This window comes from Vibrio sp. NFR, from assembly GCF_027587095.1.
Lineage (GTDB): Bacteria > Pseudomonadota > Gammaproteobacteria > Enterobacterales > Vibrionaceae > Vibrio > Vibrio harveyi.
On record NZ_JAPPTN010000010.1, the window covers coordinates 94466 to 107739 of the forward strand.

At 42.9% G+C, this 13274-nt stretch carries 10 protein-coding genes; 4 read left to right on the forward strand and 6 right to left on the reverse strand.

The window, feature by feature from the left end:
- Positions 1 to 60: 60 nt before the first annotated feature.
- The 5 genes from OH463_RS18430 to OH463_RS18450 form a co-directional block, all read right to left on the reverse strand.
- A complete protein-coding gene (locus OH463_RS18430; RefSeq protein WP_074051390.1) occupies positions 61 to 1245 on the reverse strand; it encodes a sensor histidine kinase in 1185 nt (394 codons plus the stop codon).
- The gene (locus OH463_RS18435; RefSeq protein WP_074051389.1) at positions 1242 to 1937 is read right to left on the reverse strand and encodes a response regulator transcription factor; all 696 of its coding nucleotides are present in this window, start codon (positions 1935 to 1937) and stop codon (positions 1242 to 1244) included. Before OH463_RS18435 ends, OH463_RS18430 begins: the two co-directional genes overlap by 4 nt.
- A 419-nt stretch (positions 1938 to 2356) precedes the next feature.
- On the reverse strand, positions 2357 to 2965 hold the full coding sequence (locus tag OH463_RS18440) for a thiol peroxidase (RefSeq protein WP_050933004.1): 609 nt from the start codon (positions 2963 to 2965) through the stop codon (positions 2357 to 2359).
- Position 2966: 1 nt separating this feature from the next.
- Positions 2967 to 3464 (reverse strand): thiol peroxidase, encoded by a 498-nt coding sequence (gene tpx / locus OH463_RS18445; protein WP_005452211.1) that lies wholly within the window; start codon positions 3462 to 3464, stop codon positions 2967 to 2969.
- 111 nt (positions 3465 to 3575) lie between these two features.
- Positions 3576 to 4487 (reverse strand): DMT family transporter, encoded by a 912-nt coding sequence (locus OH463_RS18450; RefSeq protein ID WP_053053380.1) that lies wholly within the window; start codon positions 4485 to 4487, stop codon positions 3576 to 3578.
- A gap of 366 nt (positions 4488 to 4853) precedes the next feature.
- Here OH463_RS18450 and modF point away from each other — a divergent pair, with 366 nt between their 5' ends.
- Positions 4854 to 6302, forward strand: coding sequence for a molybdate ABC transporter ATP-binding protein ModF (gene modF / locus OH463_RS18455; protein WP_269991992.1), 1449 nt, complete (start codon positions 4854 to 4856; stop codon positions 6300 to 6302).
- A gap of 5 nt (positions 6303 to 6307) precedes the next feature.
- Here the strand turns inward: modF and OH463_RS18460 are convergent, their stop codons facing one another.
- Positions 6308 to 7777, reverse strand: a complete 1470-nt coding sequence (locus OH463_RS18460) for an EAL domain-containing protein (protein WP_269991994.1) — start codon at positions 7775 to 7777, stop codon at positions 6308 to 6310.
- Positions 7778 to 8226: 449 nt separating this feature from the next.
- Between OH463_RS18460 and OH463_RS18465 the strand changes: the two genes are divergently transcribed.
- From OH463_RS18465 to OH463_RS18475, 3 genes are all read left to right on the forward strand, one after another.
- A complete protein-coding gene (locus OH463_RS18465) occupies positions 8227 to 8961 on the forward strand; it encodes an IclR family transcriptional regulator (protein ID WP_005452217.1) in 735 nt (244 codons plus the stop codon).
- A gap of 6 nt (positions 8962 to 8967) precedes the next feature.
- Positions 8968 to 9807, forward strand: coding sequence for an arginase (locus OH463_RS18470; RefSeq protein WP_009696019.1), 840 nt, complete (start codon positions 8968 to 8970; stop codon positions 9805 to 9807).
- A gap of 324 nt (positions 9808 to 10131) precedes the next feature.
- Complete coding sequence (locus tag OH463_RS18475; protein ID WP_269991996.1) at positions 10132 to 13248, forward strand: polymer-forming cytoskeletal protein; 3117 nt, start codon at positions 10132 to 10134, stop codon at positions 13246 to 13248.
- Positions 13249 to 13274 lie beyond the last annotated feature (26 nt).

Here is a 13274-nt window from a genome sequence, read left to right on the forward strand (position 1 = left end):
CCGAACTCCGTCACATTTGCCGTGTGACAGCTAGGGAAGAGATTCGAGACTCCCTGCGATTCAGCGATTCATGATCAGTATGACTTGCCCACCTGCGTTGGTGTTAGAGAGTAGAACTCGCCCATTCAGGTAATTCGCTAGCTCGTAAATAAGTAACATACCAATACCAAAGCCATCTTTGGGTGAAACGTCGTTAACCTTGCCACTATTGAAAGCCTCAATCGTGGCAGGTTCAAAACCATCGCCATCATCACTGATCTTTACAACGTCAACGTTTGGATAAGCCATAAATACAACTTCAATTTCAGAATGACTGTAACGACTCGCGTTCGAGAGAATGTTGAGTAGCAATACTTTAAGCACCCTCTTGTCGGTAAATACAAGTTGCTGTGTGTTCACACGTTTGATTTGTCGCTCACATCCCTGAGCCTCTAACGCAAGATCTAAAATAGCTTGAAAACTGATGAACTCTCGTTGTAAAGGGACTTCTTTGTTCAAGATTTTAAGTAGATGTAAGCTCGATTCACACAGAGTATTTAGGCTGTTTACCTGAGCCCCTAAACGGTTCACCAAGAAGGTATTGTCCACACCTCCCTCTTCCATCATGTCGCTCGTAAGCTGAATAGCAGAAAGTGGAGTTCGTATATCATGAGGCAGAGCGGCAAAGATCATTTTTTGCCTTGTCATCAACGAGTCGATAGCTTGTGCCATCTGATGTTGATTATTGATAAGTGTTTTGATCGCCTCCGGACCAACGACATCGGTTCTTGCCTTAAAATCACCTTTGGCATAACGACTCGATAGGTACTGGAGAGACTGAATGCCATTCGTCCACGTTCTCAGTGAAACAACCAGTACCAGTAAAGTGCATAGAATCTGAATTAAGTCTTCAGCCAACTCAACCCACATCAGCTTTTTGATGATGGGATCATTCTGATAAGCGGTACTATTAAAGGTCGCTCGAATATGGCGATCTTGATATTTTCTCGTCAGCGAGTATTCATCTTCATCTACGCGTTGTAGCTCACCAGTCGCGACATCACATTGAAACAACCAAATCGCATCTTTCTGTTCTTCCAAGGGAGGGCGAGACTCAAAACCATTCAGAACCAACTCCACACGATGAAAGTTAAACGCCTCTTCTAATGCATTTTTGTAATCTTGAATAAACAGTTTAGATAGACTGGCACTGATTGCATACCCCAACAGCAGTGATGCAAAGATTTGTAGGATAAAAGTTTTCATCTTACAACAACCGGATAGTTCAAATAGAAACCTTTCGTGCGGCGGTTTTTAACCAAGTCTATATCTGGAAGAAACGACGCTAGCTTTTTGCGGATAGAAGAAATTCGCATGTAGACCGAACGATCTTCACAGTGATAAGAAAAGCCATGAATTTGTTCAAATAATTCATGTACTGGAATCGGTCGGCTCTCTTTAGACAGAATTTCTAACAGCTCAAACTCTGAAGGTGTTAAAGGAATCTTTACCTGCTCGTAGAGCAAACATGTCGCCTTTCTTTCAAGTATAAAAGGGCGTTCATCGATACTTGGCACCTCGTGAGAATAGTGCCTCGCTAGTGTGATTTGTCTTTTGATTCGCTCTCGCAAAGCATTAGTGCGTATGGGTTTGGTAATGTAATCATTCGCCCCTAGTGCTAAAGCATTGGTTTCTGTGATTTCATTGTCATTGGCAGTCATCATAATCACTGGGTAGTGATGCCCCTGCTCTCTCAACGACTTGAGTACGCAAAGCCCCGACGTATGAGGGAGTTGAATATCGAGTAACACTAACTCAGGATTTAATTCCACAATGTGTTCTGCGGCATTCTCACCAGACGTAAGGCAACTGACCTCATAGCCCTCTACAGTAGAAAGAAAGTAACACAGCATGTCTCTCAACTGCTGATCATCTTCTACGATAATGACGTTTGGCATGGAATGGTTCTCCAAATTTATCGTTCGGTTAAAACTCAAAAGTCATGACTTAAAGTATATATACCTACGTGACTTCAAGATGAGGATTCAGAGTATTGGCTTGGATACTTTGTTGCCGATTCTTGATTTAGGCTCACTAAACCTTTGAATCACTGCCGCGTCTACAAACCAAGTCATTCTCGCTGAACCTAGCACCTCAAGGTAGCTTGGGTATAAGCCATATTTGTTACTTGTATTGACTAACAGCAGTTGCCGCGCAGTGTATAGAGGTGAGGTTTCACTTTCTTTAAGCGAATGTAAGCACACGACGAAAAAGCGCTCGATATTAAGAGAAGATGCTGAATTAACAGAAAAATTAATTTGAGAGTTTTAAAGAAACTTGGCATTCCTTTGCCAAGTAACCAACAGAAGAGTAAAAACTAGATGTGTTGTTTCGCGATGTTGATCGCTGCTTCTAGATCTGGAATGGTCGTGAGTTCAGGAACGCGTTGTACGAATAATATTTTATTGTCTTTATCCGTGACTACAATGCTTCGGGTTAGCAAACCTAGCTCTTTAATTTGAGAGCCCGTTTTTAAACCAAACTCATGCTCAGCCGCGTCTGAAAGGTAAGTAGCATTCTTAAGAGAATGGGCTTTTATAAAGCGTTGCTGAGCAAAAGGCGTATCTGCACTCACTGCATAAAACTCAATACCCTGAAGCTCACTTTGGTGCGCAGAGATGTATTTTGACAACTCTATTGCTTGTTGAACGCAAACTGGTGTATCGACAGAAGCAAGCACGCTATAAATCTTAATTTTGTCAGATTTAGCACTGGTATCGTATGACTTCAGTTCTGACGTCAGTAAAGTAGCAGAAGGCATATATTGCCCAACTTTTACTGACTCACCAATCAGGTTGAATGTGTTCTCTTTCTCAAGTGTGACAATCTCGCCTGCCCCCAACTTTGCGTGGTCAGTGCTTGTCATAAATTGAGCCAACGCGGAACCAGAAGCTAAAGCGGTAAGTAATAATGTAGCCAATTTCATCCTAGTACCCCAAAGCCTTCATCACTGCGTCGTAGTTTGGTTCCTCAGTGATTTCTTTAACCAACTCGCTATAAAGTACGACTCCCGACTCATCAATGACGACAACCGCACGAGATGCCAAGCCTTTAAGGGCACCTTCGCTAATGTTCACGCCGTAACTCTGAGTGAACGAAGGGGAGCGGAAGAAAGAAGCAGTTTGCGCAATATCGATGCCTTCTGCACCACAAAAACGCCCTGTTGCAAAAGGTAAATCCGCTGAGATGTTAAGAATCTCAATTTCCTTTTTCGCTAACTTCTGGTTAAAAGTACGAACACTAGTCGCACATACTGGTGTATCAATACTCGGGAAAATATTGAGTACAACTTTTTTACCGCTTAAGCTTTCTAACGGAAAATCGTTAAGTTCTGCTGAGCATAAAGTAAAGCTAGGCGCTTTCTGACCGACTTGCGGGAAAGAGCCTGTGATACAAACTGGATTTCCTTGAAAAGTTACCGACATGATTTCCTCTTTACGTATTTAATAATTTTAATTATGTGAGCGATATTTTTATCGCGGAGAAATAATACTCTCGTTCAAAACAAATCAAACTAAGCAAATGTAAGTGATAGACTAACTATTAGATTGAATCTGTGGGTTTAGGGCACGACCCTTTAATTCCAACTTGGTTAATAGAACACCAATGAGCAATGGAATTAACATGAATAAAGAATGGTCCGATATTACTTTACCGGTCATATGAGCGTTAATAGAAAGGGCTACTAAAGGAAATATTAGAAAACACAGTGAAGCGACGAAAGGAGAAGATACTTTACCTAGTTTAAAGTAAGCCACAATACCACCGACACTTGCAAACACGCCAAGGTAGCCAACAGCCAACATAGATTGGGTAGAAAACACCAAGGTATTTGGCTTTTCAAACAGGAATGAGCTGATTAAAAGCAGCAGTGCAGCAATAAAACTTGGTGTGGCGTTGTAGGTAATGACTTGGATATCAGCACAATACTTTTGCACCACCACATACATCACTGCATGAATCAGTACCGCAGTGATCAGCGCAACGGAACCAAGAATGATTGTCTCTCCTCCGATAGCAAGTTCATTCGACAAAATCACACACAAACTCACAACTGCTGCAAATACACCAAATATCTGATGCGCTGCTAAGCGAAGCCCAAGAAATATCATTGATGTCATCATGACCGCAATAGGCATGTTGGCAAAGATAATAGAAGCTAATCCAGAGGAGATAAACATCTCGCCCGCAATCATTAAGGTAAATGGGATAGCAAAATAAAAAACAGAGACCACAATAACCCAGTGCTCTTTACCTCTTGGAAATAACAATGGTTGGTTTAATAGCCTAGCCAAGAAAATTAGAATGGGGCAAGCAATAAGAAAGCGCATTCCCGTCGCAAATAAAGGAGGAATCGTCGATACGGCTACTTCCATAGCAAACCAGGTCGTACCCCAAATTATGCAAACCGAAAAAAACAATAATATTGTTAATTTGTTTTTGAACATCTTGAAACTCGTTATATAAACTTGAAAAGAAATTTTCGTCACTAAATATCGCCGCCTATCTAGGAGAACTTAGGTAACGTTTATCAGAACTGTCAGGTTTGAGGAGCACATTAGCATCCACGTTGGCTTCCAAGTTCCGAATGAGGGTCACCATAGTGATAACATTTTTAACATTCAATCCGGGGTGTGTAAGTGCGGGTAAGGAATTGTCAGCCTCAATACTCAACAAGACTAATAATACGCATCTACTTTTGAGGTCACATTTCCCCCAATAAACGGGCTTTTCTCGTAGCAAAACATTGGCATTAGAAAGAGTAAGCTTGGTATAACAAACAAAACGACAATAAATCATGGAAGAAAGACACAATGCCGATTCAATTTCATCAGCTTACTGCAAAGGAAAACACTTCTACTCTCTCTATCGACGATTGGCAGATTGACGCCGGACAATCTTGGGGAATTTTTAGCTCTGAAGGCGATATTGGCTCAATGCTTGGCGACCTACTGTGCGGAGAAATCAAGCCAGAAACTGGCGAATTGAAGCTCGAAGGTTACCATATCGCACAGGTATCTCTTTCTGAACAGCAAAGGTTGTTGGAGTTAGAGATCGAAAAAGACGATACAGACTTTCTTGATCGTATTGACCAAGGTAGTTCAGTTTATCGATTGATTTTTGAGATCAGCCAAGATGACAACTTAACTCGAGCACTCATTGAAGACCTCGACCTATCTCATTTAACCGAAAGCGGATTTCGAGTGCTTTCAACGGGTGAAACACGACGCGTAATGCTTGCTAGAGCGCTTGCAGCAAAGCCTGACTTGGTGTTGTTAGATAACCCATTCACTGGTTTAGACGTCGCGCACCGTGCTTCACTAGCGGCTTATCTTCAAACATTGTCTCAATCAGTACAAATGCTGATTACCTTCTCCCGTGAATCTGACATGCCTGACTGGATAGAACGCATTGCGCTGTTCAGCGGTGGCAAACTTGACAGCACCATGGACAAACAAAGTTGGGATCAGCACCCTATCATCGCGCAAATAAAATCCCAGTCCGAGAAGCAAAGCGAAGAGATGATGACGTTGATTCGCCAACACCAGCATTCAACGCACTTCGATAATCCAATCTTCGAGCTAAAAAACGGTAAGGTGGAATACACCGAAAAGACCATTTTTACTGATTTAAACTGGCGTATAGATAAAGGTCAGCATTGGCAAGTAAAGGGACCAAATGGCTGCGGTAAAAGCACGTTGTTAGGGCTGATATTTGGCGACCATCCGCAATGCTATAGCAACGATATCCATATCTTTGGTAAGAAGCGTGGCACCGGAGAAACTATTTGGGAAATCAAACAACACATTGGCATGGTTTCTTCGGCATTACATCTTCAGTACCGAGTCAACTGCAGTGCCTTGGAGGTGATTCTGTCCGGCTTCTATGACTCAATTGGTCTTTATTCACAACCAAGTAAAAAAGAAATCAGCATAGCCAAAGAATGGCTAACGATTCTCCACATGGCGCAGTATGAGAAAACGTCGTTTAAACAATTGGAATACGGACAACAACGCTTACTTTTGATTGCTAGAGCGATTGTAAAACAGCCTACCCTGCTGATTTTGGACGAACCCTACCAAGGTCTGGACTACTTAGGACGAGTGCTAGTAAAGAACACCTTAGAGCTGATCGCCAAAGAGCACCTAAGCCAACTTCTCTACGTTTCCCATTATCAAGAAGATGGCTTAGACAGCATTCAGAATTATCTTGAGTTTAAGTTTGATCAAACGGCTCAATGTTACAAAGGGCACATCGAATAAGACGCCTACTTCGCATTGCCGACCACTTCTGCGTAAGGGAGTGGTTTGGCATACAAGTACCCTTGATGAAGGGTTACGCCCAGCGATCTTAAGTGGGCAGCTTGTTCCTCTGTTTCTACCCCTTCAGCAATAAGCTTTAGGTTCAGATCACCCGCAAGCCTTACGATAGCGTTGAGCACTGTCGAGTTCACGCTATCGATGCCAATAGTATCAATAAAACACTTATCTATTTTTAAATAGTCTACCTTCATATGCTGAAGGACTGCTAAGGCTGTCTGACCAGTACCAAAATCATCTATCAGGACTGGTATACCATGCACTCGCAGCGCAGCAATGTGTTTTCTCGCACTGTCATCAATCAACTGCCTTTCAGTGATTTCTATACTCAATTCGACATTGTTTGTTTTGAGCTTGCGATGAATATTCTCGATCTTTCTTATTACCTGAGAACCAACGAGGTATCCAGGAGGCACATTCACTCCCAAATGAATTGGCGTTTCAAACTTAACTTTAGAGAAATCGTTCGACACTTTTTCGAGAACGTAATCGGTCAGCGATTCGACTAACCCATTGCTTTCTGCCGCAGGAATGAACTCATCGGGTGATATAAAGCCTCTTAATTTGTGAGGCCAACGAATCAACGCTTCATAACCAAATGCATGCCCTGTTGTCGCGTCATATTGTGGTTGGTAATAAAGCAAAAGATCTTGGCGTTTTAATGCCTTTCTTAGTTCGGAAACCAGACTACGTTGTGGGTCAACAAAACGATGAATAACGACAATGAGTAAGTAGAACACCAACAAAATAGGTACCGCAGAGATTGCGTAGGAAAGCAGTTTTTGATCGACATAGATATCACTCGCCTCTATCAGTGCGTCGTAATTAAACTCGTTTGAATGGGCTAATGACACCGCATTCTGTCCGTGCTTTGAAGCGTTTTTAGGTGCCGACGCTCCGCCAACAAACATCGCAGACCGCTTCAGACGTACATCGTTACGATAACCAACAGTGACGCCAAAATAATCGCGATCAACGACAGTAATCGCTTTATATTCCGGACGCTTTTCACTTTTGGTGATCAGAAAAAGAACCTGTTCTTCGTAACCTTTAAGATGACCGAAAGACAATTGCCCGTTGCTATAAATATGCGTGTAATCGGTCAAAGGTCGAGACATCGCGCCTTGTTTTGACGAGCACACTATTTGCTCCCCCTTCACAATGAGCATTTCATCAATGTCACGTTCGAACATCAGGTTCTGTTGCAGGGCTTCACAACGCTCAGGGTTAATCAGTGCCGTCCTATTTTCGGTCTTGATCTGAGAGAGGATCTCGTCCGCCACTTGGACATTTTTATCCAATATATGATCGAGGTTTCTCTGAATGCTTTGGTTTGCTAAATAAAACACCTCCGCAACAATCAATGGCAGCGGGAGCATGTAGATAACGGCTTTTTTCAAAAGCTCTTTATTTATCATCAAAAAGGTGCCTTTTTTCAATCAGAATTAGTAATATCAAACGATTACTCTTCATTTATCAGCAAGTTAGAAACAACGTTTCATTCACTCCACTGAAAGCACTTCCACTGATTGAGTATGGTTAACAAGACTCAAAGTGGCAAATATAACAATAACTTATTGATATGTGGCTCATTTGCGAGACAGAGGTTATCAGGTTTCTTTACTCAGGTACGATGCGTGAAGAGGAATTCACATAAAATTTGCGTTTGGTTGGTCACTCAAAATCTGGCTGGCTTTCGCTATCTCTAAAGAACAGTAACCATCAAACGAGGGCTGCCAATTTACCTCTAAAATATTAATATGCCATTTTCTCACTGTATGAGAATATCCACTTCTAATTATTTTCCTTTTCTCAGCAACTAAGAATTATAGTTGTTGCATACTCATTATCACGTTACAACACACTCATGACGACAAACAAAGCCAACGCTAACCAAGTCAACGAAAAGGCGCTGCAATTGCTAATGCAAGTCGCAGTTAGTCCATTCCCAGTCTCTGCGAAAACACTCAGTGAACAACTGAATGTGCCTTTAAGCAGTCTTTATAGACACTTAAAGCTCCTCAAAGAGTGGAACTTGATAGAGGAAAGCGTGCACGACAAAACATTTGTGGTTGGTCCTGCCGCCTTGCTGTTAATGCACAGCTATGAGACCGCTCAACACGGTTTGGACATGGTAGAAACCATCCTTGCTCGTTTGGTTCAGCAAACCGGCGAAATGGCAGCTTATATGGTGCCATCTGGTTATCGTGCGCTTTGTGTCAGACAAAAAGAGAGTATGCAGGCGCTTCGATGCAGCTACGTCCAGGGTCAAAGTCAACCATTGCTTCGTGGCGCCTCATCTAAGGTGATGCTGGCTTTCATGCCTCAAAGTCGTTGTGAAAAGATCTTACGCCACTTTGGTCAAGATCATCGTCTCAACGAGTGGGAACAGGAACTCAGCACCATTCGTAAGAACGGATACGCTGTCAGTACATCAGAAATCGATCCTGGTGTCTCTGGCATCAGTGCACCAGTCATGAAAGGAAGTAAATTGATTGGCGCCGTCTCGGTTATGGCTCCGGCTCACCGAGTCGAAAAGGATAAGCAGCGTATCATTTTGCATGTGTTGCAGGCAGCGAGGGCGTTGCCGCCAGAAAGGTAATTCATCATGTTGAGCTTTTTCAAACGTTACAAATTTCATCGAGCTGACAAGCCAATTCATCACTACCCTTTTTCATTTATGACGGTATGTGAGCATTTAGCCCCGATGAGCCGCGGAACGTTTGAATTAGCTGATCAAAGCTTAGAAAATGCCAGCGATTGGCTATATCAGCAACATGATCAAGGCTCAGCAGCCAACCTTGGGCACTTTTCCCATCATCAAATCGAGACTGGTGATTTTCAAGAAGCACTGAGCTTATCTCTTTCTCGTCATTCCGTTCCCGTTGTGTTGTCCAATTGCACAGAAGCAGTGCTATCTATGCTGCCCGTTGTCGTTTGTGATGATGACGAAGTGGGCATTATTCACATTGGTCATAAAATGAATTTAAATCCAACACTTGAGCCTCGTGTTGGGTCTGCGTTCCATTTTGCGTTATCCCGTTACCAAAACGTGCGATTGTTCTTTGCAGGCTCTAGTGAGCAAGATACCAAACAAGAAGTATGGGAATACGCAGAAGACCAAGGCTGTGACTGGGTAACCGACCGAGAGTTCTGCTTTCGTCACCGCAACCATCTAAAACAACAAATGGGTAACTACTTAGATCACTGCAATCAAGTGATTGTCTCGATTGATTTGGCATCACTACTGACCAAAAACAGCCTTGATGGAACACCAGCTCTCGATATTCAAATGGTGTTACGCACCATTCGTTTGTGCTTGGTATCTGGCAAAGTAAAAGCCATTCAGTTAGTCGGCGATCGAGATAGACTTGTATACTCAAAACAAACCAAAGCGATCCTTGAAGAGCTGTACCAAATGGCACCTTTAATTGATCACGCAGCCTAATATCTTTGCCTACTGAAACTGAGAGCCAATGACCATTCGTTGGCTCTGCTGCACTTCGTACAAAAATCACCCTTTCTTATTATTTTCTAACAATTTATTACGTCAAAAGTGCGACACAGTTCAGCTCCACATCTTGAACTAAGATCACATTCAAGTTTTAATACTCATCATATGAACTTGGAACAACATACGAAATAAAAAATAACCACAGTTCAATAAGTAAGCGTTAAATAAAAAATAATATAAGTCGTTGAATCATTCTCTGTGAGTCCATTGCTCACTCTCGCTTGGTGCCATTAAGTTCCACTAAATTTAGGACACTTGATGATGCGCTTTATTAGCATTTTAAGTACAGCATTACTCTTACCCACGATGGCTGAGGCAAAAGTTTATGATCTTGCCGATATTCCAACGTTGAACGAAATTTGTGCGGGTGATGGATTCAAAGTGCAAGGAAACCTCTACACCTGCTCTAGTTCCATTAGCATCCCTGAAGGTGCTCACATTACCAACTCAAATCCTACCCCTCAAACTGCAACGATCGTTGCTCACGGCAATGTTGAGCTCAAAGGGAAAAACAATATTGGCTCTGAAGCAACGCCCATTAATATCAAGACCGAAGGCGGGGACTTTGAGATCATCGTCAAAAATACCGGAGAACCAAGCAAGATAGTCGGTAATTTAACCTCGCATGGTCTGCTTTCTATCAAAGATACGATTGTTTTTGGTCATGTCGAAAGTGCCGGTGGCAGTATTTTATTCAAAGGACGATCCAACTTTGTGTTTGGCGACATTCATGCTCTTCGAAAAGTAGAACTTGAACAAACTCAGGTGGATGGTGACGTCTATGCCGGTTCTTCGAGCTCGAACATGTTAGACACATCTCTATTGGCGAAAGACAGCGTGGTCAATGGCAACCTGAAGAGCGCCGGCAATATCAAGCTAGTTCAAGCAAAAGTCTGCGGAGATTTAAACTCAGAAGGTCAACACATCTTTTCAGAAGGCGGTCGGAGCCAAATTGTTGGCAATACGAGTGCATTTGCAACAGTCGACTTTAAGAATATCGATATCTTTGGTACCAACAACCTAACCAATAGCGTTAAAGGTAACAAAGTCACCATCGATGCCATAAGTAACGTTTACGCACCTAAATTAGCAATAAACTCATTTCAAAAAGCCACGCTGCAAGATACCTCAATATGTGGCTTTGTTTACTCTGCAGTTGCGATTGATACGGTTCCTGCAAACTACTGCGGCTTTGACGATGCAGATTGTACATACAGCAACCAAGTATCTAAGTTGTGTCCGATACCAGAAGAGATACCAATCTGCGATATCACACCACCAACTGATGACGATTATGACCTTATCGTCTCACCGACAGATGATATGGCATTAATGTGCGGTGACGATTTACCGATTTTTACCGTAAAAACAACAAACAAAGGGGAAGCTGCGAGTGCAAAAGTTGTCGCTGCGTTATCTGATCCAAAATTGTTTTCGCTGCAAATGGTCGAAGGCAAAACCGAAGTTGACGAAAACACCTTTGTTTCAAACGATGAAGGAACACTGATCATTAAGGTCATCCCGAAAGACGTAGACTCAATCGCACTGGATGCAAGCTATAGCCTAACCTTCTCTCTGCTCGACGACACAAACAAAACTCAAGACGTAAAGTTCATGTTTGCGCCTTTCATGTTTGAAGCTTACTCGGTCATGTCTGGGGAGTCTCTGGATGATATCAAAGTCATTGCAGGTAAGGAGAAAGATGTACACATGAGATTGCTCGCGTGTACCTCTGGAGATCAACCCGTTATCGCTTCCAATTACAATGGGTCACCCACAGTTAATCCAACAATTACACAACCTAAAAGTGGCAAGTTCGGTGATTTTAAGCTTTTAAACGACTTTAAGAATGGTGAATCAGAAGAGTCGAAGTTGAAAACCTATGAATCAGGGCAATTTAGAGTCGAATTATCGGATAGTTTTCAATGCGCTGATTATAAAGACTGTCCAAGTAGTGGCTCAGTCATAGTCACAGGGCATTTCAACGTTAGTTCTCGTCCTTGGACTTTGGCTATCTGTGACGGCTCTACCCCACTTGCCTCAGGTACATCAGAAAGTGGAGAGGGTTTCATCGCGGCGGGAGACTACTTTTCTCTTTCAGTAAAACCCATCGTTTGGCAAAACAAAGCGCTGCATACGAATGAAGTAAATACCTCGAATTACTGTAACGCCAGAGTAACGAGTAACTTTATGATGGAGGATGCTCCTGCGGCCAGCATCGTCCTTACCAGTTCACAGCAAACACCAAAGGCAACTGCCGAGCAGACTCATACCTTACTGCGCAGTTCAAATACCCTAAAACTGAGCCATACCGAGAGTGAAAACTCACGCTATTACTTCTCTCAGCTAGTTTGGGACGAAGTCGGCAGCTTAAAAATTAAAGCGCAGCTCGATACTACCTATCTGGGAATGACAGTGAACACAGGCTACCGAAATATCGGTCGCTTCTATGCCAAATACTTCGAGGCAAAAGATGCAGAATGGCAATACCCTGAGAAGCAAAACTTCATCTATATGAACCAGCCATTTGAGCAAGTTACCTATGATGTTGTGGCCCTTAACGCCAAGGAGAAAAACATCGAAAACTACGTGCATTTTAATCCCGCTTTGCGCGAGAGTTTTTACCTTGGGGAACTCAGTGACTATGCGAACCGATTTATTCCACCAGCAGCAAACAGCGCGGTATGGAACCTAGAGGCAGGAGCAAGCGTTGGAACTTTCACTATTGTGAAACCAGCAAACCATGCGACTTGCGAGAACAGTCCTTGCTGGAAGAAAGATGAAACCGATGGACGCTATCCAGACGGACCATTCAACAAAGTAAAAGACAATACAACAACCAAGACAAAAATAGGTTTGGCTTTCATCAGGCCAGTCGACGAAATTCACTTCATTGACGACACTCATATTCTGAAAGAGCAGCCAGATATTCGCTTTGGTAGACTCAACTTTAAAGATGTCGGGGGCAACCAAGGCATGACCATAAAAGTCCCACTGGATGTCGAAGTTTGGCACAACGGACGCTTTGTTACCCACTTTGACGACAGCGCGACCACGGCAAATGGACAGCATCATTCACGCACGCCAATTTGGTCCAACTCTGCTCCTGACAACACTAAGTTATCTGGTGAAGGCACCATGCTGGCTGGCAGAACCTACGATATCGTAGCCAGCCAAGTCGATTCCGCGCGAGAGCAAGTTCGATTCAACTTAGACTTAAGCGACAAGGGAAACAACTTACCTTGGCTTAAATACAATTGGGATAAGAAGAGCAAAGCCGAAGACAACCCACCCACTGTGGTCACCTTCGGGATTCATAGAGGGAATGACCGCATTATCTACCGCGGAGAACCGAACTTCATTGGTATGAATTAAACCGTTTGTATTTCCCCAGTTCACCG